At 60.5% G+C, this 24513-nt stretch carries 23 protein-coding genes and 1 tRNA gene; 15 read left to right on the plus strand and 9 right to left on the minus strand.

Annotation, left to right across the window (positions count from 1 at the left end):
- Nucleotides 1-2: 2 nt before the first annotated feature.
- Complete coding sequence (locus tag AB8A38_RS02020; RefSeq protein ID WP_439084771.1) at nucleotides 3-887, minus strand: aliphatic sulfonate ABC transporter substrate-binding protein; 885 nt, start codon at nucleotides 885-887, stop codon at nucleotides 3-5.
- 127 nt (nucleotides 888-1014) lie between these two features.
- Between AB8A38_RS02020 and AB8A38_RS02025 the strand changes: the two genes are divergently transcribed.
- From AB8A38_RS02025 to AB8A38_RS02045, 5 genes are all read left to right on the plus strand, one after another.
- Nucleotides 1015-2073 (plus strand): ABC transporter substrate-binding protein, encoded by a 1059-nt coding sequence (locus AB8A38_RS02025; RefSeq protein ID WP_439084772.1) that lies wholly within the window; start codon nucleotides 1015-1017, stop codon nucleotides 2071-2073.
- A gap of 15 nt (nucleotides 2074-2088) precedes the next feature.
- Nucleotides 2089-3207, plus strand: a complete 1119-nt coding sequence (locus AB8A38_RS02030; protein WP_439084773.1) for an LLM class flavin-dependent oxidoreductase — start codon at nucleotides 2089-2091, stop codon at nucleotides 3205-3207.
- A 2-nt stretch (nucleotides 3208-3209) separates the two neighbouring features.
- Nucleotides 3210-4178, plus strand: coding sequence for an aliphatic sulfonate ABC transporter substrate-binding protein (locus tag AB8A38_RS02035; RefSeq protein ID WP_439084774.1), 969 nt, complete (start codon nucleotides 3210-3212; stop codon nucleotides 4176-4178).
- Between the two features lie 94 nt (nucleotides 4179-4272).
- Complete coding sequence (gatB, locus tag AB8A38_RS02040) at nucleotides 4273-5757, plus strand: Asp-tRNA(Asn)/Glu-tRNA(Gln) amidotransferase subunit GatB (protein ID WP_439084775.1); 1485 nt, start codon at nucleotides 4273-4275, stop codon at nucleotides 5755-5757.
- A 1406-nt stretch (nucleotides 5758-7163) separates the two neighbouring features.
- On the plus strand, nucleotides 7164-7433 hold the full coding sequence (locus tag AB8A38_RS02045) for a hypothetical protein (protein WP_439084776.1): 270 nt from the start codon (nucleotides 7164-7166) through the stop codon (nucleotides 7431-7433).
- 65 nt (nucleotides 7434-7498) lie between these two features.
- On the opposite strand, the gene AB8A38_RS02050 is transcribed toward AB8A38_RS02045, so the two are convergent.
- The gene (locus AB8A38_RS02050; RefSeq protein ID WP_439084777.1) at nucleotides 7499-7891 is read right to left on the minus strand and encodes an AprI/Inh family metalloprotease inhibitor; all 393 of its coding nucleotides are present in this window, start codon (nucleotides 7889-7891) and stop codon (nucleotides 7499-7501) included.
- Nucleotides 7892-8042: 151 nt separating this feature from the next.
- Between AB8A38_RS02050 and AB8A38_RS02055 the strand changes: the two genes are divergently transcribed.
- Nucleotides 8043-8351, plus strand: a complete 309-nt coding sequence (locus AB8A38_RS02055; RefSeq protein WP_439084778.1) for a hypothetical protein — start codon at nucleotides 8043-8045, stop codon at nucleotides 8349-8351.
- Nucleotides 8352-8795: 444 nt separating this feature from the next.
- On the opposite strand, the gene AB8A38_RS02060 is transcribed toward AB8A38_RS02055, so the two are convergent.
- From AB8A38_RS02060 to AB8A38_RS02075, 4 genes are all read right to left on the minus strand, one after another.
- Nucleotides 8796-9683: a hypothetical protein gene (locus tag AB8A38_RS02060; protein WP_439084779.1), complete on the minus strand. Its 888-nt coding sequence runs from the start codon at nucleotides 9681-9683 to the stop codon at nucleotides 8796-8798.
- 107 nt (nucleotides 9684-9790) lie between these two features.
- Nucleotides 9791-9952: a hypothetical protein gene (locus tag AB8A38_RS02065; RefSeq protein WP_439084780.1), complete on the minus strand. Its 162-nt coding sequence runs from the start codon at nucleotides 9950-9952 to the stop codon at nucleotides 9791-9793.
- Between the two features lie 90 nt (nucleotides 9953-10042).
- Complete coding sequence (locus tag AB8A38_RS02070) at nucleotides 10043-10810, minus strand: hypothetical protein (protein ID WP_439084781.1); 768 nt, start codon at nucleotides 10808-10810, stop codon at nucleotides 10043-10045.
- A 122-nt stretch (nucleotides 10811-10932) separates the two neighbouring features.
- A tRNA-Ser gene (locus tag AB8A38_RS02075) sits at nucleotides 10933-11023 on the minus strand.
- 650 nt (nucleotides 11024-11673) lie between these two features.
- Between AB8A38_RS02075 and AB8A38_RS02080 the strand changes: the two genes are divergently transcribed.
- On the plus strand, nucleotides 11674-13200 hold the full coding sequence (locus tag AB8A38_RS02080) for a porin (protein ID WP_439084782.1): 1527 nt from the start codon (nucleotides 11674-11676) through the stop codon (nucleotides 13198-13200).
- Nucleotides 13201-13457: 257 nt separating this feature from the next.
- Here the strand turns inward: AB8A38_RS02080 and AB8A38_RS02085 are convergent, their stop codons facing one another.
- Nucleotides 13458-15677 carry a lytic transglycosylase domain-containing protein gene (locus AB8A38_RS02085; RefSeq protein WP_439084783.1) on the minus strand — a complete coding sequence of 740 codons (2220 nt, stop codon included), beginning with the start codon at nucleotides 15675-15677 and terminating at the stop codon, nucleotides 13458-13460.
- A gap of 261 nt (nucleotides 15678-15938) precedes the next feature.
- Here AB8A38_RS02085 and dapA point away from each other — a divergent pair, with 261 nt between their 5' ends.
- The 4 genes from dapA (at nucleotide 15939) to AB8A38_RS02105 (ending at nucleotide 18528) form a co-directional block, all read left to right on the plus strand.
- Nucleotides 15939-16832 carry a 4-hydroxy-tetrahydrodipicolinate synthase gene (gene dapA / locus AB8A38_RS02090; RefSeq protein WP_439084784.1) on the plus strand — a complete coding sequence of 298 codons (894 nt, stop codon included), beginning with the start codon at nucleotides 15939-15941 and terminating at the stop codon, nucleotides 16830-16832.
- 100 nt (nucleotides 16833-16932) lie between these two features.
- Nucleotides 16933-17349 (plus strand): large conductance mechanosensitive channel protein MscL, encoded by a 417-nt coding sequence (mscL, locus tag AB8A38_RS02095; protein WP_089263809.1) that lies wholly within the window; start codon nucleotides 16933-16935, stop codon nucleotides 17347-17349.
- Nucleotides 17350-17440: 91 nt separating this feature from the next.
- Nucleotides 17441-17914 carry an SsrA-binding protein SmpB gene (smpB, locus tag AB8A38_RS02100; RefSeq protein WP_068732465.1) on the plus strand — a complete coding sequence of 158 codons (474 nt, stop codon included), beginning with the start codon at nucleotides 17441-17443 and terminating at the stop codon, nucleotides 17912-17914.
- A 38-nt stretch (nucleotides 17915-17952) separates the two neighbouring features.
- On the plus strand, nucleotides 17953-18528 hold the full coding sequence (locus AB8A38_RS02105; RefSeq protein ID WP_439084785.1) for a peroxiredoxin: 576 nt from the start codon (nucleotides 17953-17955) through the stop codon (nucleotides 18526-18528).
- Nucleotides 18529-18530: 2 nt separating this feature from the next.
- On the opposite strand, the gene AB8A38_RS02110 is transcribed toward AB8A38_RS02105, so the two are convergent.
- Together AB8A38_RS02110 and AB8A38_RS02115 are read right to left on the minus strand one after the other, a co-directional pair.
- Complete coding sequence (locus tag AB8A38_RS02110; protein WP_439084786.1) at nucleotides 18531-19235, minus strand: uracil-DNA glycosylase; 705 nt, start codon at nucleotides 19233-19235, stop codon at nucleotides 18531-18533.
- Complete coding sequence (locus AB8A38_RS02115; protein WP_068732474.1) at nucleotides 19216-19842, minus strand: LabA-like NYN domain-containing protein; 627 nt, start codon at nucleotides 19840-19842, stop codon at nucleotides 19216-19218. The genes AB8A38_RS02110 and AB8A38_RS02115 overlap by 20 nt, the downstream gene beginning before the upstream one ends.
- Before the next feature lie 369 nt (nucleotides 19843-20211).
- On the opposite strand from AB8A38_RS02115, the gene rpoZ reads away from it, so the two are divergent.
- The 4 genes from rpoZ to acpS all read left to right on the plus strand — a co-directional run bounded on the left by rpoZ (nucleotide 20212) and on the right by acpS (nucleotide 24289).
- On the plus strand, nucleotides 20212-20604 hold the full coding sequence (gene rpoZ / locus AB8A38_RS02120; protein WP_068732476.1) for a DNA-directed RNA polymerase subunit omega: 393 nt from the start codon (nucleotides 20212-20214) through the stop codon (nucleotides 20602-20604).
- A 153-nt stretch (nucleotides 20605-20757) separates the two neighbouring features.
- Nucleotides 20758-23076, plus strand: coding sequence for a RelA/SpoT family protein (locus AB8A38_RS02125; RefSeq protein WP_439084787.1), 2319 nt, complete (start codon nucleotides 20758-20760; stop codon nucleotides 23074-23076).
- Nucleotides 23077-23108: 32 nt separating this feature from the next.
- A complete protein-coding gene (locus AB8A38_RS02130; protein WP_320444513.1) occupies nucleotides 23109-23873 on the plus strand; it encodes a pyridoxine 5'-phosphate synthase in 765 nt (254 codons plus the stop codon).
- Nucleotides 23870-24289, plus strand: coding sequence for a holo-ACP synthase (gene acpS / locus AB8A38_RS02135; protein WP_439084788.1), 420 nt, complete (start codon nucleotides 23870-23872; stop codon nucleotides 24287-24289). Before AB8A38_RS02130 ends, acpS begins: the two co-directional genes overlap by 4 nt.
- Nucleotides 24290-24513: the final 224 nt, after the last annotated feature.

Below are 24513 nucleotides of genomic sequence, written 5' to 3' on the forward strand. Positions count from 1 at the left end.
TGTTACGCAGCGCGATCGAGATCAAGCGGGTGGCGATAGATTGCATCGCGAATATCGACCTTGCGTGGCAGCAGACCAAACCTGAAGAAAAGATCGGCTGCCTTCTGCTGCTCGGCGATGAACCTGTCGTCGACCTGATGGATGCCCCATGGGCGCTGTGCGATGTGCTTTTCCCATTCGGCGGCGTCGAGCGGACCCCCGGCGACGCGTGCGAGGATCGCTGCAGCATCTGCCGGATGCTGCGCAATCCAGCGATCCGTTTCGTGCAAGGCGCTCGCTGTGGCCGCAATAATGTTCGGATTATCGTCGGCGAAATCGCGGCGTGCGAAAAACACCGACGGGTTGGTGACGAGATCGCCGGTGTTGGCGATGGCCCGGATCTCATCCGCGCCGCCACGAAGTCCTCCGCCTGAAACCCACGCATCGATGTCGCCAGCCAACAATGCCTGACGTGACTCCGGCTCGGTAAGATCGAGCGGCAGAATATCGTTCCAGGTCAGGCCGGCACGGTCGAGCGCTGTTGCTAGCAGGGCCTGCAGCCACGAGCCGACACCGAGCGAGATCGTCTTGCCGGCGAGATCGGCAACCGTTTTCACCGGACTGTCCTTGCGAACATAGATGCCGCCGACTGCGCGCGCTTCTGATGCGGCGAAAGTAACGATCGGTACGCCTTTGGCTTGCGCTGCGATCGGCGGCGTCAGGCCGGTGCCGCCGATCTGGATCAGATTGGCGCCGACATATTCGACCGTGCGTGCGCCTGCCGCGATCTTCACCCATTGAACGCTTCCGCCTCGCTCCGACAGGCGCTTTTCGAGCAACCCGTTCTGGCTGAGCACAAGAAGAGACGGATTGTTGGCGTGGACGCCAATGCGAAGAACAAATGTCATTACATCTCTCCTGATAGCAGCGTGTTCATTTCAAACTACACTTCGGCGCTCTTTTTCGGTCGTTCATCCATCGATGATGGTCTATCGAAGTTTCGCAACGCGCTCGATTTACTTACAGGAGATGCCGATGACTGTAACGACGGAACGTCTGGCAACGCGTGAGTTTGAAAAATCATCCTCCGTCAATGAGCTCTGGTACACGCGTTGTCCTGTGCCGACGGCGTCTGGCATCGCGCTTGATCTAGGGCTGCTGCGCGATGAATTCGCGACATCCGGAATCGTACTTCGATCGATCCGCGATTCCGAAGATCCGCGCGTCAACATTTCGCATTTCGATCATTCACTGCCAGGTCTGTTTCGCGAAGGCGGCAACATTCCCGCGATCTGGGCGCGGTCCGAAGGACGCGACACGGTAACCGTGGCGCTGACATGGATTGATGAATACCAGGCCATCGTCGTTCGCGCGGATTCGGACATTCATTCTCTGGCCGACCTTCGCGGCAGAAAGATCGGTCTGCCGCGGCAAGACGGCCAACGCGTCGATTTCGCGCGCGCCATGTCGCTACGGGGCATCGAGACCGGTCTCGGGATTGCCGGGCTGCACCTCGGGGACAGCGAGCTTGTCGATATCACCAGTAGTCAGCCGACATTCGCCGTGGCGGCCGGCGTCGCCAATGGCCGCTTCCACGAGCTTGAGGCAAATGCGCTCGTGCGCGGCGAGGTCGATGCAATCTATGTGAAGGGCGCGCCGGGGCTCGGAACGGTGAGAGCGCACGGTCTGCGGCCACTGGTCAATCTCGCGGAGCAGGACGATCCGTTGCTGCGCGTCAACAACGGCAATCCGCGACCGGTGACGGTCGATCGGCGCACCGCGCTCGAGCGCCCGGATCTGGTGGCACGCTATCTCGCTGTGCTGCTGCGGGCGTCGCACTGGGCAAAGGGGCATCCGGCCGAGGTGTTCGACATCATCGGCAAGGAGGTTGGGCGCTCCGCCGACGAGGCGCGCGCGGCCTATGGATCGGCTGCGGCGCGGAGTTTCGGGCTCGATCTCTCGGATGTGAGGAAAGGGGGCCTGGCAAACCAGAAGGATTTCCTGCTGCGCCACGGCTTCATCGTCAGGGATTTCGACGTGGCCAGCTGGATCAATCCGGAGCCACTCGCGCTCGCGCATGAGCTGCTCAAATAAGGCTGAGAGGTTACGATGGAGATCTATTGGTACCTGATCCCGCAAGATGGCCCGTATCCCTGGAACGCTAAGGGCCGTCGCCCGGTCGATCATGACTATCTCGCGCAGATCGCACGCGCGGTCGATCATCTCGGCTATACGGGCGCGCTGCTGGCGACCGGTGGCGGTGAGCATGATGCCTGGGTACTGGGCGCGTCGCTGATTCCGCTCACCAAGCGCATGAAGTTCATCATTGCCGTGCATCCGGGCATTGTCGCGCCGCTGATGCTGGCACAGAAGGCGGCGACCTTCGACCAGTTTTCCGACGGCCGACTGATCCTCAACATGGTCACCGGCGAGCAGCACCAGATGCCGCCTTATGGCATCGAGCTCGCGCATGACGAACGCTACGCGCTCACCGACGAATATTGGGGCCTGTATCGCCGGCTGATGGCGGGCGAGGTGGTCGATTTCCAGGGCAAGTACCTGAACCTGCGCAACGCCCAGCTCAAGCTACCGGCAGTGCAGAAACCTTATCCGCCGCTGTTCTTCGGCGGCTCGTCGGAGCCCGCGCTGTCCGTCGCGGCGCGCCATGCTGACACCTATCTGACATGGGGCGAGCCGCCGCCGCAGGCTGCGGAAAAGATCAAGACGGTGCGCGAGCGTGCGAAGGCGCTTGGCCGCAACGTAAAATTTGGAATCCGGATCAATCTGATCGTCCGCGAGACAAAGCAGGAAGCATGGGACGCCGCGCAGTGGCTGCTCGACCGCATGGACGACACTGCGGTGGAGGGCGCTCAGGCACGTAACGTAGCGTCCGATTCCGTCGGTCAGCGCCGGATGCGGGAGATCGTCGGCACGCGGAAGCCCAAACGCGCGCAGGAGCTGGAGATCTATCCGGATATCTGGGCCGGCTTCGGACTGGTGCGGAACGGGCCAGGCACCGCCATCGTCGGAGATCCGGAAACGGTCGCGGCGCGCATCCTGGAATATCGCGATGTCGGTTTCGACACCTTCATCGTCTCTGGCCAGCCTCTGCTCGAGGAAACCTACCGGGTGGCGGACCTGCTGCTGCCGCTGCTGCCTTTCGATCGCGGCGAACGGCGCCAGGCCGAACACGCGATCGGTCCCTTCTTCAATGCTGCACGAGGATGACGATGTTGCGCTCCACTTTCCTGCGGGCGGCTGCCGCCGCGTTTCTCATCGGGCTTGCCTCCACGTCAGCGAGCGTGGCCGCATCTCCGGCGACGCCGGTGACAGTCCGGCTCGGCTTCCTGCGCGGACCTGAACCGCTGTCGATCAGCCGTCTGCGCGGCACGCTGGAGAAGCGTCTGGCGGCCAGGAACGTCAAGATCGCCTGGGTCGGGCCGTTTATCGCCTATGCGCCGGCGGCGGAAGCCTTGAATGCCAACGCGATCGACATCACGATCGGAAGTTCAAGCGCGGCAATCTCGTCGCTGGTCGGCACCGCGCCGATTTCGCTGTTCGCCTATCAGTGGGATGCCGGGGATTCCTCGGGCATCGTGGTCAGGAACGGCTCGGACATCAAGACCGTCGCAGATCTCGCCGGCCGCTCGGTGGCAGTCAATCGTGGCGGCACCGGCGATTATCAACTGACCAAGGCCCTGGAAAAGGCGGGTGTGCCGTCCTCGGGGGTCAAGCGCGCTTTCCTCAGCCCGGTGGATTCCGCTGCCGCCTTTGCCAATGGCCATGTGGACGCATGGTCAGCCTGGAGCATCTTCTTTCCCACCGCGCTGGTCGACGGGGATGCCCGCGTGATTGCGCAGGCGAGCGATTTCGGTTCGCAGAATGCCGTCGTCTATGTGGTGCGGACGCCGTTCGCGGCTGAGAATCCGGACATTCTCAAGGATGTCCTGGAGGACCTGCGGGAGTCGGCGCGGTGGGCGCAGCAGAATCGCGATGAAGCCGCGCGCCTGTGGGTGCAGGAGCTGAAGCTCAGCCCGGCAGTCGCCACCCGGGTGGCGAATTACCGGAACGACGAACCCGTCCCGGTCGGCGAGAAGGAACTGGTGGCGCTGGAGAGCCTGAATGACTGGCTCGTGGGCAGCAAGCTGCTGCCGAAGCCAGCGGCGATCAGGGATCACGTCATCGCCGTGGGCCGCTGACGCTCGAAGACCGGCCCGGTCGGGCCGTAGCAATGCTGCGGGAACGCGCGGGGAGGGGTTTTCCCGCGCCTCGTGTCGCGGTAGAAACCGCTCCATGAACGCACCTGTCAAACCTTCGAAGCTCATCAAGGGCGCCACCGGCGACTGGGAAATGGTCATCGGTCTGGAAATCCACGCCCAGGTCAATTCCCACGCCAAGCTGTTCTCCGGCTCGTCCACGGAGTTCGGTGGTTCGCCGAACAGCCATGTGTCCCTCGTCGATGCGGCGATGCCGGGCATGCTGCCGGTCATCAACGAGGAATGCGTGAAGCAGGCGGTGCGCACCGGCCTCGGCCTGAAGGCGCAGATCAACCGGCGCTCGACCTTCGACCGCAAGAATTACTTCTATCCGGACCTGCCGCAGGGCTACCAGATCAGCCAGTACAAGTCGCCGATCGTCGGTGAGGGCGAGGTGACCATCGAGTTGGATGGCGGCGAGACCGCCACCATCGGCATCGAGCGCCTGCATCTCGAACAGGATGCCGGCAAGCTGGTGCACGATCGCAACCCGTCGAGCACCTCGGTCGATCTCAACCGCTCGGGCGTCGCGCTGATGGAGATCGTCTCCAAGCCTGACATGCGTTCAAGCGAACAGGCCCAGGCCTATGTGTCGAAGCTGCGCACCATCCTGCGCTATCTCGGCACCTGCGACGGCGACATGGAAAAGGGCAACCTGCGCGCCGACTGCAACGTCTCGGTCCGCAAGCCCGGCGATCCCCTGGGGACCCGCTGCGAGATCAAGAACGTCAATTCGATCCGCTTCATCGGGCAGGCCATCGACTACGAGGCGCGCCGCCAGATCGGCATCCTGGAGGATGGCGGCAGCATCGAGCAGGAGACGCGGCTCTACGACCCGAACAAGGGCGAGACACGGTCGATGCGCTCCAAGGAAGAGGCGCATGACTACCGCTACTTCCCGGATCCCGACCTGCTGCCGCTGGAATTCAGCGAGGACTATGTCGCCGCGCTGCGAGCCGAGCTGCCGGAACTGCCGGACGAGAAGAAGGCGCGGTTCATTAGCGCGTTCGGCCTGTCGGCTTATGACGCCGCCGTGCTGGTGGTCGAGCGCGAGAGTGCCGAGTTCTTCGAGACGACGCTCGCCGGGCTTGCCGACAAGGCGCGCGACGGCAAGCTCGCCGCCAACTGGGTGATCAATGAACTGTTTGGGCGCCTCAACAAGGAAGGCCAGGGCATCTCGTCGTCACCGGTGTCGGCGGCGCAGATGGCCGCCATCATTGACCTGATCGGGGCAGGCGTGATCTCCGGCAAGATCGCCAAGGACCTGTTCGAGATCGTCTGGACGGAAGGCGGCGACCCGCGCGCGCTGGTCGAAGAACGTGGCATGAAGCAGGTGACGGACACCGGCGCCATCGAGAAGGTGGTCGACGACATCATTGCAGCCAATCCCGACAAGGTCGCGCAGGCGCAGGCCAAGCCGGCTCTGATGGGCTGGTTCGTCGGCCAGGTGATGAAGTCCTCCGGCGGCAAAGCCAATCCGCAGGTCGTCAACGACCTCCTGAAGAGCAAGCTCGGCATCTGACGATCGCCATTCGATGACGACGGCGCCGCCTTGAGCGGCGCCGCTTTCGTTTGGGCGGACCTTGCTGGCGCGTCGTAACCTGCGTGATAAACGGTCGCGCGCGCGGAATCAGATCGCGAATCGGCGTGGTGTCGGTCGACAGAAAGTGCGGTTGTGGCCAGCACCGATAAGTCGCGAACGCGTTTTCTGAAAAAATATTTTCATTGCCAAAAATACCGACTCAGAGTCCGCGGCACCTGTTTTCAGTGCCCCGACTCAGGTCTGGGGGCGGCAGAAGTTTGTGTAGTTGTTTGATAGTACGAATTGCGGGCGTACGGAAAAAATAAGCACTTTTTGCAATCTTGACATTTGTGGACGTAGCGTTTCCGGGCGTTTCTCGCGTCGCCTCGCGTGCCGGATTTCAAGTTGTGACTGGGCCCGTGGGGGAAGTGGCGCGTTGCGCTCATCAACACTTCCTTAAGCGGGAGACTGTTCTTTTGAAATCGTTGGTGTATTCGGGATGAAGTGCATTTCGATTCCCGAGTGCACGCAGCGATCAAGTCATCTCTTTATGGAGGGCAACATGGCCAAGAAAGCTACGAAGAAGGCAGTCAAGAAGACCGTCAAGAAGGCAGCGAAGAGCGCTGTGAAGAAGACCGCGAAGAAGACCAAGAAGGTCGCCAAGAAGAAGTAACTTCTTCTGCCACGATCGACGCCGGTGGCAACGCCGGCGACGTCACGAGAGCCTCGACGACAATTTGCTTCTCGAAGCGGATATTGATCGCAGCTCTGGTCGACGAAAGAGGGTGTCGGCGAGACATCAGGTCAAACGGCTGGACCGTCACTCCGGGGCAGAGCTTGCTCTTCCCGCGAACCGGTCCGGCAAAGAAGCCGGTCATTCCGTGATTGGCGTTCTTTATTCGGTGCGGATCATTGGTCCGCAGTTTCATCGGTGGCTCCGGCCACATGAGATATGATCCTGACGTGTTGCCGACGCCCTCGTTTTTGCCGGTGCGGTTCATCCCCGGCGCTTTGAATGTCCCGATCCCGAATAGCTTTTGATCTGCTCGCTGTGCATTGGCGTCGTCGCATGCGCGGAGCAGGCCCTTTTTAATATCCCTGGTCGCCGACGCTTACCTCTGGTCGCCGACGCTGCCGAGATGGTTACGGCATCCCCAAACAGCAGGGTAAACCGAATTCCGCGAAAATGCAGAAAACCCGCATAAATACTGGGTTTCTGACCGCGTACGGGCCGATTCAGGCTTCGGCTCTTCAGATTTCGTTCATCCCGATACTTAAACTGCTCTTCAAATTTGATCGGTCATATTGATCCCAACAAGCCGGCAAACGGCGGTTGGGATTGCATCAAATAACGGACGGGAGCCGCGCTCGGTTGGGGGCGGCAAAAGCAAAAAAAGGAATGACCGATGTTTCAGGGGCAGATCGATTTTGAAGCTGCGATGCCGATCGCAGAAACCGCCATTCAGGACGTGCTGTTCGAGCGCGGTCTGTATTGGGCGTCTGGCCGCTCGGGGATCGTTGACCTCGTCGCCGCGCACAAGTGGTTCAACCTCGCTGCCCTCAAGGGCCGGGTCGATGCCATTCCGATGCGCCGCGAAGTGGCCGAGATGATGTCGGATGTCGAGATCGCTGCCGCGCAGCGTGATGCCCGCGCCTGGCTGTCGACTATCCACTAATCCGACTGCGCGTTTTCGCGGTGGTTCGGCAGGTGCGATGCCCGCCGGGGCAGCGCGATGAGGCGCTACTTCTTGACGATGGTGAAGATGCCGTCGGTCTCCGGCTCCGCCACATAGCGGTTGTCCGGCGTCGAGAAGCGGATGCGCAGTTTGCGGGTCGCGTCGGCAAAGCCGATCGTCCATCCCTCATAGAGCCGCCACGCCGTGATTTCGTCCATGACGGGGAAAGTCCTGGCGCAGTCCTTGGCCACGTCGATCTGTGAGCCGCCGATGGTGCTTTCGCTCTTCAAAACGACGCGGCAGCGTTTCCTGCCCTTGGTGTCCTGGAGCTCCCAGGCTCCGTAAATATCCTTGAGCAGCGCCGGATCGACCTCCTTGAGATCCATCAGCTTGAGGGTCTGCCCCGATGCGGCAGATGAGATCGTCATCCCGACGGCAATCACGGCAGCCCATTTCATATCGCGCACTCCCTCGCATACGTCCAAATGTACCGTAGCCACGTCACGGCCTTGTTACGAGCATCACGGTTGTAACGGGCATGTGCGCCCCAATGTCTGTCTCGTCGCTTGCAACGAGGCCGAAAGGCCGCGCAACAAAAAGGACAATGCCATGTCGACGAAGAAACTCACGCTCCCATCGATCATCCGCGCCAGCGGCTTTGCGAGTCTGGTGGTTATTGCCGTTGGCGCAGCCCAGCCTGCAGTTGCTGCATCGGCGTCCGTATATCCGCAATGGATCGGCGCGCCCGCTGCTGTCACATCCACCGATATCAGTGCGGCACGCAAGAACCGGCAGGTGAGGCGCACATTTCCGCGTGATGCCTATGGCAGCTATGTTGGGGCGCCCGGCGGGGTATCGCAGTCCTATCCCGGCTACGGCTATGGCGTTGGAGACAATTCGCGGAACCAGACCTGGTAGATCCGTCATCCAGCACGTGACGACTCGGCGGCGACCGCGAGCGTCGTCCCGGTCGTTTGCGGCGGAAAGCCAAGCAGCCCGCGCGCACAAGATGCGTGTCGCCACGCATCAGTTGATGATTTCACCTCGTTCGTCCGAGCGCAGTGCGGTCAGACGTTCTCTCCACACCTGTAGTGCTTCGGGCGTCAGCGCGCAAATCCGCGATTGTACCGTGAAAGAACGGTCCCTCGTCCAGCACTTCGGTCATCGTCTTTATCTTGTGAGTCTGCTTTTAGTCAGTGAGCTAAGGGTGCCAACGTCCGCGATGAGGTCGATAGCTGTCGTCGCTGATCTTCAAGACATATCAGACTGTAGCGTAGAAATGGCGGTGCCCGGGCTTGTCCCGGGCATCACCTATTTGCGCGTGACCTACCTAGCATGTGGTGACTTTCGGTCTCGTAAGGTTCATGCTGACTGCCGGTCCATAGCAATCTCTCTACTTGACTCATTTGCTGGCATTGGAACGATTAGATTCGCTGAATCAGTCACTACCAAATCTTTGCGACGATCGATGCGGAAAATTTGTACCATTGGCCTTGCAAAACGGAACGCTGCCACGATCGCAAATAAGTAAGCCCAATATATTCTAAATATTTGTAGGACGGCCGCTATCTGAGCGTTGGGAAATTCCGCTTGAGTGTCATCGACCCAGGCATTGAATTGGGTTTTCTTGCGCTCGATGGCAAACCACTCGGCGCCGAACAGCATCTCATCTTTGTTGGAGGATGACCAATGGTTGCCACCAACAGATGAGTACTTGGGCAACTGCCTATCGAAACTTATAAAATGGACGGGAAAGGCAAAGCGAAAGCTTTCGCCACGCGAAACTTCGGCGCTTTCGCAAACAGTCTTTAACTTATCCGGAGGGATCGCAGGTTTCCGCTCCTTCGAAAATTGCATGCACCATTTTTGGTGGAAGTCATTTGAGGCATGGCCAATTTCCATGCGTGTTGCATTAAGAAATCTATAGCCATCTCTCAGGGCGGCAATCGAAGAGTCGAGCCGGAACGCAAACACAATAAGAACCAGAGTAACGATGCCGCCGAAGATCCAACACGCATCTACGATCTGCCAGCGTCTCTCATTCATGAGGTCTGCTCTCGCGAGGAGGAGAGCAGCGATGAATGTCAGCAGCAAAATCGTGGGTACATTGAAATGCGCTGGCCCCTTTACGAGGTTTGACCCCTTCTCAAGCAGAAGCAGGAGTTCTTTGACAGACGTCGCGTCGATCCGACCAAGCATGAAGGCGCATGCGAGGGCGACGCCGACAAATAGTATGGCTTTCTTGCTCACGCTCACCCCCGTTTCACGTCAGTGAAGCACAGGGTGCAACCTTGGGGAATAGCTCGGTGCCACCGATGTGGGGAGGCCTGTCAGCTTCTCATCGGCGGGTTCTTTTATCAGAAGTCGACGGCGCCAGGCAGACCGAACCAGCCGAACAACATTGCTGCGATAGAGAGCAGCAGGCCGATTCCACCGAACACCACGATGCCGGAGTTAAATTCAGCCCTGCGCCGGGTTACTGGTGCTCGCGGTGTTGAAAGCCAATCGAGAACGGTCATGGAACCCTCCGAAATTGCCCAGCTTGACAGTTTGTCGCAGGGGAGGCGGGAAGGTTCATACCTAGAGGGCTGTGAATTGCGCCGGCCGGTCTATTTTTGAAAGAAAGGGGTCAGTTGTCGTGCATCCAAGAAATGGATGATTTCAGATGACTCGCTCCCGCGCGTCACGATACCTGCAAACCCCGCAAAGAAGCCCTTGGCGTCTTCTGACAAATGAAAGACTGGAGCTCCGCTTAGCCCGTCCGACGAAAACCCACTAAGTCGGCTCATTCTTAGGCGATGCAGGCCCCTAGCGTTGCTGGGCTCAACGTAAGACGCACTGGTGACGATCTGTTGAACATTGATGTGGGGGATTTCATAATCAACGTTGCGGAGGCTGGTGGGATACCCAAAGAGGAAAAACGTCGACTCCTTGTCGCCATTCCAGCAGTCGTTCTTCTGTAGATCGAAAAACTCTGGCCCCATGTTTGCGCCAACGTAATTAGTTGGCTCGAATTTCATCGCTCGCAGATCGTGATATTCCTCGTCGACATCGCCAGGGGTCGATTCTCGCCAAACGATGGCCGAGCTAGAGACCAATATCGTTCCAGTTTTGTCTGTCGATATAACGACGTCGTCCGGCGGATAGTCTTTGATCTGGTGGTGACAGCAAAACAACAGGCACTCCCCGTTCAATCGCACCGCTGTCGCGGAGCCCACGAGGGAATAGGGGTGTTCATCGGAATGGTTGATGCAAAACAGGAGCTTCCCGTAGCGCGCTAAAGTTTGCTCGACTTGTTTGCCTGGTATCCACAAACGCCCAACCCGGACCGCCGTGTCGCGCAATCGGTCAAGAAGCGGTTGAATTGGAGCACGCAATAGCCAGCACTCCAGGTCGGATCACAATATTCCAGCAAGTCAGAGGGAGTGTACGTTGAAACGTGCGCAGGCTACCTCAACAAACAAAATCGCTAAATTTTTCAATAGCTTACATGAGATGGTGGCGGAGCCGGAGGGATTCGAACCCTCGATACCCTTGAGAGGTATGCCGCTTTAGCAAAGCGGTGCCTTCAGCCACTCGGCCACAGCTCCATCATTGCTGCATATGCCCGACACCGTCGCGAGCCGCAAGCGCCAGTTCGCAGTCTTCGGCGCATGTTCGCAGAAATCGGACACGTCAGATGTGGATGTGACTTTATAGTCTTCAGATGCCGCGTCCGCTCGTGGTGGATATTTGCCGCCGGGAAACGGCCCCGGAACCGTTTATCGATGGCCATCCGCCGTTCCGCAGTTGAAGCGAGACGATTCGGCCGATGGATCGGAGAGTCGGCCAGATACGTCGAATGCGAGCATGAATGTGTTTTTGCTCGTTACGGGGCGCGTCTGTGCCCTGAAATGCGACCCTAGAAATTCTGATGTTGAAACAATTGCTTGCCAAGAATGCGCGTTCACGAGCCCGTGTGATTTAAGCAACACAGCCCGGGAAACGGCCGAATGGAGGCCGCTTTGAGGCGTTCCATTGTTGCGAAGCGAGAAACCTTAGGAGATGGTCTCGGTGCGACGGAGGGGGGCATCCCGAGGTCGTCCCGTAAGGTGGTTCGTCCTGAACCTCGTCGGCACGCTTTGTGCGACGGGTTTTGTGATTCGGAGCGTTTGCGGGTTGTCAGGGATTAAGGGGACTTGTCTTCAGGGTGGCCTCCACCCCGTTGCAGAACCTTCCCTAAAGCAACTTGGAGGTTTACATGAAGACGATTAAGGGCCTTATTCTCGGCTCGACGGCAGCTCTGCTCGCCGTTGGCGGAGCTCAGGCAGCCGATCTTCCCGTCAAGGCCAAAGCGGTCGAATACGTGAAGATCTGCTCCCTCTATGGCGCGGGTTTCTACTACATCCCGGGCACCGATACCTGCATCAAGATCGGCGGCGCGATCCGTTTGGACACCTCGTTCAACGCCGCAGCTTACGACACCCCGTTCTGGCAGGGTGGCGCTGGTGGCAATAATCTTTGGACCAAGGATTATTTCATCACCCGCGAGCGTATCAACCTGACCACCGATACCCGCACTGCCACCGAATACGGTGTCCTTCGTACCTACGCGAACATCCAGTTCGACTTCTCGCAGAACCGTGAATCGATCGCTGGCGGCTTCACCGAAGTCGACTACGCCTTCATCCAGTTCGCCGGCTTCACCTTCGGTAAGGCTGTCTCGCAGTTCGATCCGCAGTGGGCCCTCAACAAGCCTTACATCTCGTCGGGCTTCATGGCTGGTTCGAACAACACGACCGGTATCCCGCAGATCGCCTACACCGCTTCGTTCGGTAACGGCGTGTCGGCGACGATCTCGCTCGAAAACGCTTCGGCCTACCGCAACGCAGGTCTCTGGAACACCAACACCTTCATCACCGGACCGGGCGCGAGCACGTTCACGGGTGCGTTCTACGGCACCAACTCGAACACCTTCCTGGGCAACGCCTACGGCGGCAACCACATTCCTGACGTTGTCGGCAACATCCGCCTCGACCAGGCTTGGGGCACGCTGCACTTCGGCGCTGCGATGCACGCTGCAACTCCGGGCTTCTACGGCGCGAACGAAGCTACCGGTCACGCTGACGACAAGTACGGTTTCGCAGTCAACGGTGCGGTTGAATTCAAGAACCTACCCACCGGCGCTGGCGACACTCTGAAGCTCGAAGCAACCTACGCCAAGGGCGCAGCGAAGTACGCGATCGCTGGCGGCACCACCGACACCTCGGGCGGCGGTCGTTTCGCGAAGGTCGACGGCAACACCATCGGCTTCGGCTATGTTCTGGACGGCGTGTACACCACCAACGGCCAGATCATCCAGAGCGAAGCCTGGTCGGTCGCTGGCTTCTACGAGCACTACTGGAACCCGGCATGGCGCACGTCGCTGTTCGGCAGCTACAGCAGCATCTCGTATGGTGACGGCAATGCTCTGATGCTCGCCGCATTCCAGGGCCTGACCACCGGTGGCCCGGGCACCAGCAGCTCGTCGGCTGCAGCCTCTCGTGCTGGCACCTTCGCCGGCACGGGCAACTTCGACTTCGCTGTCGCCCAGATCGGTACCCGTACCGCCTGGACCCCCGTCAAGAACCTGACCCTGTCGGCTGAATTCACCTACAGCCGCCTCGAGCAGAACCTGAACGGCACCTACACCGTGAACAGCATGTCCGGCAAGCCAGCTGGTACGCTCCTGAACACGAGCAACCAGAACCTCTACAACGGTTCGGTGCAGATCCTGCGCTCGTTCTAATATCGACTGCCTCACGGCAATCGCTATCTGAAACAAAGACCCCCGGCAGGAAACTGCCGGGGGTTTTTGCTTGCGTGGATGACGTTGACCGCGACGCTGCGACCTCTCCATGTCATTGCGAGGTCGAAGAAGGCTGCGAAGCCAACTTTCCTCTTAGCGAACGACAAAGCGATCCAAGCGGCCCGAAGCAAAGGCTGGATTGCCTACTCGCAAGTGTCTTTGCAATGACGGTGGTGAGTTCGTGCTGTTGTCGTGCGCTATTCGACGCTGCTGCTGGCGCCGCGATGCAGGTCGGCCTCGATCTGCAGCCGTGAGCCACCGCCGAAGCGGGCGCGATAGACCTGCAGGTTCTCCATGATGCGCTGGACGTAGTTGCGCGTTTCCGAGAACGGAATCGACTCGACCCAGTCGACCGGATCGACCTTGGGGTCACGCGGATCGCCGTAGCGTTCAATCCACTTGCGGACGCTGCCGCGGCCAGCGTTGTAACCGGCGAAGGTCATGATGTAGGAGCCGCGATAGTCTTCGAGCAGGCCACCGAGTTCGGCGGCGCCCAGCGTAGCATTGTAGACCGAATCGCCCTTGAGGCGCGCGAGGTCATAGGTGCCGCCGTGTCGCTTGGTGACGTATTGCGCCGCGCTCGGCGTCACCTGCATCAGACCATAGGCCTGGGCTGGCGACACGACGGCCGGATTGAAGGCGCTTTCCTGCCGCGCGATCGCATAGACGACAGCGGATTCGACTTCGGGCCCGATCGGGCGATAGCTCGGAATACCCGTTGTCGGATAGGCGTAGTGATCGAACGGCAGGCCGCGATTGAGCGCCGCCTTGCCGACCAGCAATGTGCCGCGGGCATCCTTGTTCTGTTGCGCCAGTTCGGCAAGGCCGAGCACAGCTTCCGGATCGCCGTTCTCGCCGACATCGCCGAAGATCGGAATAGCGACTTCGCGCTCGTCGATGGCGTAGAGCAGTTGCACCGCGCGGACGATTTCCAGTCGATCGAGCCCGCGTGCGCGGGCGGTCAATGCACCGCTGATGTCGAGCTGCTGCAGGCCAAGCTTCGCGCGCGCGAGCTGGCCGTAATAGCTGGTGGATTGCTCCGCCGCGCGCGTATAGGCGGCCCGCGCTTCCTGGCTGCGGCCCGCGGCTTCCGCAGCGCGGCCCTGCCAGTAACCGGCGCGGGCGAGAGCTGTCGGATTGACGCTGCCGACGCCGATACGTGCGAAGTGCTGAGCGGCAGTTGCGGGATCTTTCAGGAAGCGTAGCGCGATCCAGCCGGCGGTGAATTCCTGCTCGGTCTTGTAGATATCGCGCGCGGGCAGGGCAGCATCGCGCGCCACGAGATAGGCCGAGCGATGTTCGCCGACGTCGAGTAACTTGCGCGCCGTGAGACGTCGCTCGATCCACCATTCGTCGAGATTGTGCAGGCGCTGCGGTTCGTGTGGCGCTGCGATCATCAGCCGCGCTGCTTCGCCAAATTTCTCTTCGCGGCGCAGCTGCTGAATGCGGCTGAAGATATAGCCGGGATCGCTATGCAGCTCGGACGGCACTGCAGCGAGCAATGCGTTGGCGTTCGATGCCTTCTTGGTGACGCCGATGCGCGCCCGGGCCAGCGCCATCTGCGCGCCGCCGAGGCGCTTGGCAGAGCGTAGGGCGGCATCTGAATCGCTGCCATAGAGCAGCATGTCCATGCGGGCCTTGTGATCGCCGGGCGTAATCAGCGCACCGAACATGTCGATGGCCATGCTTTCGGTATCGCCCGATATCGGATCGCTGCGCCACGCATCACGGATCAGCCGCTCCGCGCCGGCACGGTCGCCGCGCGCCAGCAGCGACTTGGCGAGCGCGAACTTGCCCTTGGCGGAAATCGGCTTCTCGCTCTCGAAATAAGATTGGATCGCGGAGTCGTCGCGCTTGTCGTCCCACAGCGCCGCTTCGATGCGGCGTCGCAGGAAAGTCTGCGACGGCCAGCTCGGATTGGCGGCGACGAAAGCGCGGTAGCGCTCGACCGAAGCGCCGTTGTCATCGCTGCGCAGATAGATCCATTCGCCGAGCTTGCGCGCCACTGGATCGCCAATCGTTTGCACGACCTGTGCGGCTTCCGAACCCTTGCGCTTGCGGATCAGCTCGATGACGTTTTCGAGCGTTTCGGCATCCGCCTGTGGCGTGGATGTTGTTGCCGCGACGGCGGCGCGGGCGACCGGCTTCTTGGCAGCAGGGGGAATCGCCGCATGCTGGCGTGTGGCGGGCTGGATTACGGGAGCCGGGCTCGCGGCATCTGGCGCGAGCGGCTTCGCCGGCGCGGCTACGGCCGTGGGGGCCTGTGCGGCGCTGCGTGCAATGGGGCGCGCCTTCGGCAATGGAACCTTGGTGGCCGCCCAGGCCTCGACGGCCAGCACCGATACCCCGACCGCCAGCGCCAGACCGGAGCCCAAGGCCGTCCGCCGCGCAGTCGTGGAGAGGAGCAGGTGCTTCACGGCGTTCCCTCGCGGCGAATCAGACAATCGCACGCATTCCCATGATGTATTTGATTGAAACGGTGACCAAATCGTCAATTTCTGTAACCGCTTGCTCCTCTCTGCCCGGCCACGGCGGCGAAATCACGGCCAAACAGCCGGTAAACCGCGCTGAAACCGCTTCGGGCGGTCTTTCGCCGCAGCCGCAGACTCGATAAGACTTGCTGTTCAATCAATCGGTTCAAGCAGACGGCTAAAGCCGCATCGCGTTCGGAGCAGACCATGGCAGCCACCAAGACGAATTTCCGGGGGTCTTACACCGCGCTGGTCACGCCGTTCAAAGATGGCGGGCTGGACGAGGCGGCCTTCCGTGCGCTCGTCAGCTGGCAGATCGCCGAGGGCAGCAACGGTCTCGTTCCGGTCGGCACCACGGGCGAGAGCCCGACGCTGAGCCACGAAGAGCACTACAAGGTCGTCGAATGGTGCATCGACGAAGCCAAGGGCCGCGTGCCGGTGATCGCTGGCGCCGGGTCCAACTCCACCAAGGAAGCGGTGGCACTGGCAAAGCACGCCGAGAAGGCCGGCGCGGATGCGGTGCTGGTGGTGACGCCGTACTACAACAAGCCCACGCAAGAGGGCATGTATCAACACTTCAAGGCGGTGAACGACGCGATCGGCATTCCGATCATCATCTACAATATTCCGCCACGGTCGGTGGTCGATATGTCCGTGGACACCATGGCGCGCCTGTATGAGCTGAAGAACATCGCCGGCGTGAAGGATGCCACTGCCGATCTCGCGCGCGTGTCCAAGCAGCGTCACGCGATGGGACCGGATTTCATCCAGATGTCCGGCGAAGACATGACTGCGCTGGCCTATATGGCGGCTGGCGGCCATGGTTGCATTTCGGTGACGGCGAATGTTGCGCCGAAGCTGTGTGCCGATCTGATGTCGCTGGTGCTCAAGGGCGACTATGCCGGGGCGCTGAAGATCCAGGATCGCCTCACGCCGCTGCATGACACGATCTTCAAGGAGCCGGGCCTCGCCGGCGCCAAGCACGGCCTCGCTTTGCTGGGCCGTATCAAGGAAGAGGTACGTCTGCCGCTGATGACGGTGACGCCGCCGACCGGCAAGGTGATCCGCGACGCCATGGTCTTCGCGGGCCTCATCAACTAGGCATCTGCATCAATCAGATGTTGAGTGACTTTGGCTGCGTCATCTCTCCTTATTTGTAAGTGCGTACGCGTCGTTCGTTGAAAACAAAAAGGAATTGCAGATGCTGAAGGAATTTCGCGATTTCGCGATGAAGGGCAATGTGGTCGATCTTGCCGTCGGCGTGATTATCGGCGCCGCGTTCGGTGCGATTGTCTCGTCGATGGTGGCTGACGTCATCATGCCGATCATCGGAGCGATCACCGGCGGTCTCGATTTCTCGAATTACTTCACGGGTCTCTCGAAATCGGTTACGGCAACCAATCTGGCCGACGCCAAGAAGCAGGGCGCCGTGCTGGCCTGGGGCAGCTTCCTGACCCTGACGCTGAACTTTATCATTGTCGCCTTTGTCCTGTTTTTGGTGATCCGCTTCATGAACCAGCTTAAGCGCAACGATGCCGCCAAGCCGGTTGAACCGCCGAAGCCGACCCGTGAAGAAGAACTGCTGACCGAGATCCGCGACCTCCTCAAGAAGGCTTAAGCCTTCTTGAGTTCAAGAAGGCCTGAGCCCAAGGCTTGGGTCGGGCATTCGCGGCACCTATATTCGGTCAGCACGCTGAAAGTATTGAACGATGGCCGAAAAGAACGAACGCCCGATCAAGGTGATCGCCGAGAACCGTAAGGCGCGGTTCAACTATGCCGTCGAGGATACGGTCGAGGCGGGCATCGCCTTGACCGGGACCGAGGTGAAGTCGATCCGTAACGGCAAGAGCACCATTGCGGAATCCTACGCCGATCCGAAGGACGGTGAGATCTGGCTGATCAACTGCAACATCCCTGAATATCTGCAGGCCAACCGCTTCAACCACGAGCCGAAGCGGCCGCGCAAGCTGCTGCTGCATCGCAAGCAGATCAACAAACTGATGGGTGCGGTAGAACGCCAGGGCATGACCCTTGTGCCGTTGAAGATGTACTTCAACGAACGCGGCCGGGTTAAGCTGCAGCTCGCGCTGGCCAAGGGCAAGCAGCTCCACGACAAGCGTGCGAGCGAGAAGGACCGTGACTGGGGCCGCGAGAAGGGCCGTCTGTTGCGCGCGCGGGGATAAGGCTGGGCGTCGCCCATTCTTTCAAACAAGAGGATGAGATGACGCAAGGCAACCTGCTCGAAGTCGACTGGAGCAAGATTCCGGCACCGGAAGACGACGGTGCCGCCAATCATCTGGCCGGCATGACGATCCCGCCGGTCAGCCTGCGCGCTACCAATGATACCGCGGTGACGCTCTCCGAACTCGCCGGCCGCACCGTGGTGTTTGGCTATCCGCGCACCGGCGAGCCCGGTAAAATCGGTCTGGTCGATGACTGGGACATGATCCCCGGCGCGCGTGGCTGCACGCCGCAAACCTGTTCGTTCCGGGATCTGTTCGCGGAGCTGAAGGCCGCTGGCGCCAAGCATGTGTTTGGCCTGTCGACGCAGAGCAACGAATATCAGACCGAAATGGCCGGGCGGCTGCATCTGCCGTTTCCGGTGTTGTCCGACAAGCAACTTGAGCTGAGCGACGCACTCAGCCTGCCGACCATGGAGGTTGCCGATCTCATGTTGATCAAGCGCATGGCCATGATCATCGATGACGGCAAGATCACCCATGTGTTCTATCCGGTGTTTCCACCGGACCGGAATGCGGGCGATGTACTGGAGTGGCTGAAGGCGAACCCGGTTTAGGCCTACGCTAAATCCGCCTTCACCTTCGCAAACACCGCCCGGAACATCTCTGGCGTCAGCACGCGCGTGTTCGTGTTGTAGCGCGAGCAGTGGTAGCTGTCGTAGAGCTTGAAGCGGCCGACGTCGTGGACGGCGCCGTGCGCAAAGGGCGCTGTCACGGCCCGAATGCCGAGCGTCCTCAGCATCGTGTCGTGGGCGACGCGGCCCAGCAGCACGATGGCGCGCAATCGCGGCATGGTGTCCATCGTGGCAATCAGAAACGGCCGGCAGGTGGTGATCTCGACGGGCAGTGGCTTGTTCTGTGGTGGCACGCAGCGCACGGCATTGGTGATCCGGCAATCCTGCAGCATGAGCCCGTCATCAGGGCGTGCTTCATAGGTGCCGGAGGCAAAGCCGAAATCCAGCAAAGTCTCGTAGAGCAGATCGCCAGCATAGTCGCCGGTAAAGGGGCGCCCGGTACGATTGGCGCCCTGCACGCCGGGAGCGAGGCCCACGATCAGCAGTGCTGCGTCCGAGGTGCCGAACGACGGCACGGGGCCGTTGTAGCCGCTTGGATCCTTCTCGCGCACCGCCATACGGTAGTCGACGAGACGTGGGCAAAGAGGACAATCGCGCCCGGGGTCGGTGGGAGTACCGGCGGAAATCGCGGAGGCGACCACCGCCGGCTGTTGTCTGCTGAGTTGCGTCTTAGTCTTCGAAATCTTCATCGCCTCGTGGCGCCATGGTGGTCGCGCGCTGCAGGAATTGCGGCGTCTGGTGACGCGGTTCGCGCGGAGCAGGGCGCTCTGCCGGATCGCGGCCGAGCTTGCTCTGCAGCTCCATGAGATCGGTAAACACGTCTGCCTGCCGGCGCAACTCGTCGGCGATCATTGGTGGCTGGCTCGAGATGGTGGACACCACGGTGACGCGGACGCCGCGACGCTGCACGGCTTCGACCAGGGAGCGGAAGTCGCCATCGCCCGAGAACAGCACGATCTGGTCGACATGTTCGGCCAGTTCCATGGCATCGACGGCGAGCTCGATGTCCATATTGCCCTTCACCTTACGTCGGCCGGACGCATCGATGAATTCCTTGGTGGCCTTGGTTACCACCGTATACCCGTTGTAATCGAGCCAGTCGATCAGCGGGCGAATCGACGAGTATTCCTGATCCTCGATAATGGCGGTGTAATAGAAGGCCCGGACGAGGGTTCCGCGGCTCTGAAATTCCTTGAGGAGGCGCTTGTAGTCGATGTCGAAGCCGAGGGTCTTGGCGGTGGCGTACAGGTTGGCGCCGTCGATGAAGAGTGCGATCTTGTTAGATGTGAGGGACATCAAGTTTTCTCATGTGGTTTGTTGTTGTTAGCGTTTTTGGCGCGACTTCGTCGTTGCGCATTTGAATCACATTTGTCGTCCGCTCTTCGTCGGATCGGCTTTATTGACGCCACGCAATCAGCTGGTCTGGAACTGCCCGAATATGCCGATCCATCTTCCCTTGCAATGAAGCCTTTTGGTGTCGAGATATCCGCTTCTGGCCAGATGGTGCCACCGCTTCTGCGGTCTTTTTGAGGGTACCATAGTGCGGCAGAAAACCAAGCCAAGAAGGACGCAATTCCAAATTGGTCCTTGCGAATGCCGCAAAGCCCCTATACGTACGGGACTTAATCATCATATTCGGTCCCACAACAAACGGAGCGACATTTTATGGCGCGCGTAACCGTCGAAGATTGCATCGATAAGGTCGACAACCGGTTCGACCTGGTGTTGCTGGCAGCACACCGGGCACGAATGATCTCGTCCGGTTCACAACTTACGATTGATCGCGACAACGACAAGAATCCCGTTGTTTCGCTGCGCGAAATCGCTGATCAGACCATTTCTCCGGAAGATCTCCGTGAGGAACTGGTCCATTCGCTGCAGAAGTTTGTGGAAGTCGACGAGCCAGAACCGGATACGATTCCGCTGATCGGTTCCGCCGGCGCCAGCGTCGATGCCGACGATACCGAAGTGGCCGTTGAGCGCATGACCGAAGAAGAGCTCCTCAAGGGTCTCGAAGGCCTCGCTCCGCCGGAAGAGCAGCCCGAAGAAGACGAGTAAAGCGATACACACGGTTTTTTGCTTAACCGTTTTGATTATCAGTCATCACAAAGGCCCGGACATGCGTCCGGGCCTTTGCTTTTGCAGTCCGTTTCGGGGCAAACTTGAGATGAAGAATCCAGGTTGCTGCTGACCGGATCGAACGAGGCTAGGATGGCGACTTCGCGCCGTAATAAACGGCAGATGCAGGCTGCGAACGACACGGTCGCCGCGGTCTCGCCAGTTTCGCCTGAACCGTCCGCAGAGACGCCAATTCCGGCCAAGGTGCCGCGGACGTCCCGTGTCCGGATGATGCGGCAATACGATCTGGTGGACCGCGTCCGGGCCTATAATCCGAACACTGACGAGGATCTGCTCAACCGCGCCTATGTCTATGCCATGGTCGCCCATGGCGAGCAGACGCGGGCATCAGGCGACCCGTATTTCTCCCACCCGCTGGAAGTGGCGGCGATCCTCACCGACCTTAAGCTCGACGACGCCACCATCGTGGCGGCGCTACTGCATGACACGATCGAGGACACCGAGGCCACCCGGACCGAAATCGACAAGCTGTTCGGCGCCGAAATCGGCGCGTTGGTCGAGGGGCTGACCAAACTGAAGCGGCTCGAACTGGTATCGCGCGAAGCCAAACAGGCCGAGAACCTGCGCAAGCTGCTGCTGGCGATCGCCGACGACGTCCGGGTCCTGCTGATCAAGCTCGCCGACCGTCTGCACAATATGCGGACGATGGAGTTCATGCCGCCAGCCTCGCGCCGCCGCATCGCCGAGGAGACCCTCGACATCTATGCGCCGCTCGCCGGCCGCATGGGTATGCAGGCGATGCGCGAGGAGCTTGAGGAACTGTCGTTCAAGGTGCTCGATCCCGACGCCTATCTGGTGGTGATGCAGCGCCTGGACTCACTGACCGAACGCAATCGCAACCTCATCGACATGATCGAGAGTCATCTCTCCACGAAGCTGGAGAAGAACGGCATCACGGCGCGGGTCACCGGCCGACGCAAGAAGCCGTTTTCGATCTGGACCAAGATGAAGCGCAAGTCGGTGGGCTTCGAGCAACTGTCGGACATCTACGGTTTCCGCGTCGTGCTGAAGGACATGGAGGCGTGCTACCGCGCACTCGGTGTGGTGCACACGACCTGGCCCGTCGTGCCTGGCCGCTTCAAGGACTACATCTCGACGCCGAAACAGAACGACTATCGCTCGATCCACACCACGGTGATCGGCCCCGGCAACCAGCGCGTCGAACTGCAGATCCGCACCGAGGAGATGAACAGCATCGCCGAATACGGCATCGCCGCGCATGCGTTCTACAAGGACGGCATCGGCTCGCCGACCGAAATGCTCAAGCGCGAATCCAACGCGTTTTCGTGGCTGCGCCATACCATCGGCATTCTCTCGGAAAGCACCAATCCGGAAGAATTCCTGGAGCATACCAAGCTCGAACTGTTCCACGATCAGGTGTTCTGCTTCACCCCGAAGGGCAAGCTGATCGCGCTGCCGCGCAATGCCAATGTGGTCGACTTCGCCTATGCCGTGCATACCGACGTCGGCAACAGTGCGGTGGGTTGCAAGATCAACGGCAAATTCGCGCCGCTGTCGTCCGAATTGCAGAATGGCGACGAAGTCGAAGTCCTGACGTCGGCTGCACAGCAGGCACCGCCATCCGCCTGGGAGGGCCTTGCAGTCACCGGCAAGGCGCGCGCCGCCATCCGCCGCGCGACGCGAACGGCGGTGCGTGATCAATATGCCAGCCTTGGCCGCCGTATCGTCGAGCGCCTGTTCGTGCGCGCCAAGATGGAATATTCGGACGACCAGCTGAAGGGCGCGCTGCCGCGTCTGGCGCGCACGTCTATCGACGATGTGATGGCCTCGGTCGGCCGCGGCGAATTGCGCGCCGCCGACGTCGCGCGTGCGATGTATCCCGACTACAAGGAAGAGCGCATCGGCCGTTTCTCGGCCAACAACAAGAAGTCCACGGCGGACAAGGTCAGAACGCCCGATGGCGCGGCACGCTTCACCTCGATCATCTCGATCGGCGGTGTCAATTCCGACCTGCCGGTGAAATTCGCTCCGAACGGTGGCGCCGTGCCCGGCGATCGCATCGTCGGCATCGTCACGCCGGGCGAGGGCATCACGATCTATCCGATCCAGTCACCGGCACTGAAGGATTTCGAGGAAGAGCCGGAGCGTTGGGTCGATGTGCGCTGGGATATCGATGAATCCTCGCCGCAGCGTTTCCCGGCCAGACTCTTTTTGCAGAACGTCAACGAGCCCGGCAGTCTGGCGCAGATCGCTCAGGTCATCGCTGACCATGACGGCAATATCGACAATATCAGCATGCATCGCCGCTCGCCCGACTTCACCGAACAGACCATCGATCTTGGTGTCTACGACCTCAAACATCTCAGCGCGATCATCAATCAGTTGCGCGCCAAGGCCGTTGTCGCCAAGGTCGAACGGGTCAATGGGTAGCGTCTTCCCCTAAGGTTTTCTGGAATTCCGTCATGTCCTCATCCTCGCTACGCCTCGGCGTCAACATCGACCACGTCGCGACCTTGCGCAACGCGCGGGGCGGCAAGCACCCGGATCCTGTCCGCGCTGCGCTGGAAGCCATTTCGGCAGGTGCCGACGGCATCACGGCGCATTTGCGTGAGGATCGTCGCCACATCCGCGACGCCGATATGGAACGACTGAAAGCGGAGATCTCCAAACCGCTGAATTTCGAAATGGCAGCGACACCGGACATGGTGCGGATTGCGCTGGCGGTGAAGCCTCATGCTGTCTGTCTGGTGCCGGAGCGGCGTGAGGAGCTGACCACCGAAGGCGGCCTCGACGTGGTCGGCCAGCGTGAATCACTGGAGCCGTCGATCGCGCGCTTCACTGAGGCAGGCGTGCGGGTGTCGCTGTTCATTGCAGCCGATCCCAAGCAGATCGAAATGGCCGCCAAACTGAAGGCCCCCGTGATCGAACTCCACACGGGCGCCTGGTGCGATGCGATCACCGATGGCGACACCGCGAAGGCCGCCCATGAATGGCAGCGCATTGCCGCCGGCGCCAGGCTGGCGAAATCCGCAGGCCTGGAAGTGCATGCCGGCCATGGCCTCGACTATGCCACCGCCGAGACGATCTCGGCGCTGCCCGAAATCATGGAGCTGAACATCGGCTACTATATGATCGGCGAGGCGCTGTTCATCGGTCTGTCCGATACGGTGCGTCTGATGCGCGCCGCGATGGATCGCGGGCGGATGCAGTCCAAGAGCGCGTCATGATCATCGGCATCGGTTCCGATCTGATCGACATTACGCGCGTTGCCAAGGTGATCGAACGCCATGGCGACCGCTTTCTCGATCGCATCTTCACCGAGGCTGAGCGGGCGCGGGCGCAGCGCCGCGCGAAGAGCGAGAGGATGGTCGTAGCGACCTATGCCAAGCGTTTCGCCGCCAAGGAGGCCATGTCCAAGGCGCTGGGCACCGGCATCCGTCAGGGCGTCTGGTGGCGGGATATGGGCGTCGTCAACCTGCCGGGTGGTAAACCCTCCATGAAGCTCACCGGCGGTGCACTGGTCCGACTGCAGGCTCTGATACCGCCGGGGCTTGATGCCCAGATCGATCTGTCGATCACGGACGATTGGCCCCTGGCGCAGGCTTTCGTCATAATTTCGGCCGTCCCGTCGCCCAAGCCCTGAGGGCTGGCCGGGAGCCGCACCTGAAGCGGTGCGATCACGAGCCGGCACGTCAAACTGGCGGGAAATAGCGGCTTTTCGGGGCGGTTCATTGCACCGTTACCAACAACCGTTTAAACCTGCCAGGATACCGAACCGACGCCAATTCTCGCTGACGCCGCTCATGGCATTTGCAGGACTTTGCCGTAATTATATGAATCTAATGCATTTTTCGTGCGAGGCGCGCC

The sequence above is a fragment of the Tardiphaga sp. 839_C3_N1_4 genome, from assembly GCF_051811045.1.
Classification (GTDB): Bacteria; Pseudomonadota; Alphaproteobacteria; order Rhizobiales; family Xanthobacteraceae; genus Tardiphaga.

What these genes read in the sequence shown, in the direction of transcription:
- AB8A38_RS02020 (WP_439084771.1), bottom strand. Translation starts at nt 887, where the DNA reads ATGACATTTGTTCTTCGCATTGGCGTCCACGCCAACAATCCGTCTCTT.
- AB8A38_RS02025 (WP_439084772.1), top strand. Translation starts at nt 1,015, where the DNA reads ATGACTGTAACGACGGAACGTCTGGCAACGCGTGAGTTTGAAAAATCA.
- AB8A38_RS02030 (WP_439084773.1), top strand. Translation starts at nt 2,089, where the DNA reads ATGGAGATCTATTGGTACCTGATCCCGCAAGATGGCCCGTATCCCTGG.
- AB8A38_RS02035 (WP_439084774.1), top strand. Translation starts at nt 3,210, where the DNA reads ATGTTGCGCTCCACTTTCCTGCGGGCGGCTGCCGCCGCGTTTCTCATC.
- gatB (WP_439084775.1), top strand. Translation starts at nt 4,273, where the DNA reads ATGAACGCACCTGTCAAACCTTCGAAGCTCATCAAGGGCGCCACCGGC.
- AB8A38_RS02045 (WP_439084776.1), top strand. Translation starts at nt 7,164, where the DNA reads ATGTTTCAGGGGCAGATCGATTTTGAAGCTGCGATGCCGATCGCAGAA.
- AB8A38_RS02050 (WP_439084777.1), bottom strand. Translation starts at nt 7,891, where the DNA reads ATGAAATGGGCTGCCGTGATTGCCGTCGGGATGACGATCTCATCTGCC.
- AB8A38_RS02055 (WP_439084778.1), top strand. Translation starts at nt 8,043, where the DNA reads ATGTCGACGAAGAAACTCACGCTCCCATCGATCATCCGCGCCAGCGGC.
- AB8A38_RS02065 (WP_439084780.1), bottom strand. Translation starts at nt 9,952, where the DNA reads ATGACCGTTCTCGATTGGCTTTCAACACCGCGAGCACCAGTAACCCGG.
- AB8A38_RS02080 (WP_439084782.1), top strand. Translation starts at nt 11,674, where the DNA reads ATGAAGACGATTAAGGGCCTTATTCTCGGCTCGACGGCAGCTCTGCTC.
- dapA (WP_439084784.1), top strand. Translation starts at nt 15,939, where the DNA reads ATGGCAGCCACCAAGACGAATTTCCGGGGGTCTTACACCGCGCTGGTC.
- mscL (WP_089263809.1), top strand. Translation starts at nt 16,933, where the DNA reads ATGCTGAAGGAATTTCGCGATTTCGCGATGAAGGGCAATGTGGTCGAT.
- smpB (WP_068732465.1), top strand. Translation starts at nt 17,441, where the DNA reads ATGGCCGAAAAGAACGAACGCCCGATCAAGGTGATCGCCGAGAACCGT.
- AB8A38_RS02105 (WP_439084785.1), top strand. Translation starts at nt 17,953, where the DNA reads ATGACGCAAGGCAACCTGCTCGAAGTCGACTGGAGCAAGATTCCGGCA.
- AB8A38_RS02110 (WP_439084786.1), bottom strand. Translation starts at nt 19,235, where the DNA reads ATGAAGATTTCGAAGACTAAGACGCAACTCAGCAGACAACAGCCGGCG.
- AB8A38_RS02115 (WP_068732474.1), bottom strand. Translation starts at nt 19,842, where the DNA reads ATGTCCCTCACATCTAACAAGATCGCACTCTTCATCGACGGCGCCAAC.
- rpoZ (WP_068732476.1), top strand. Translation starts at nt 20,212, where the DNA reads ATGGCGCGCGTAACCGTCGAAGATTGCATCGATAAGGTCGACAACCGG.
- AB8A38_RS02125 (WP_439084787.1), top strand. Translation starts at nt 20,758, where the DNA reads ATGGCGACTTCGCGCCGTAATAAACGGCAGATGCAGGCTGCGAACGAC.
- AB8A38_RS02130 (WP_320444513.1), top strand. Translation starts at nt 23,109, where the DNA reads ATGTCCTCATCCTCGCTACGCCTCGGCGTCAACATCGACCACGTCGCG.
- acpS (WP_439084788.1), top strand. Translation starts at nt 23,870, where the DNA reads ATGATCATCGGCATCGGTTCCGATCTGATCGACATTACGCGCGTTGCC.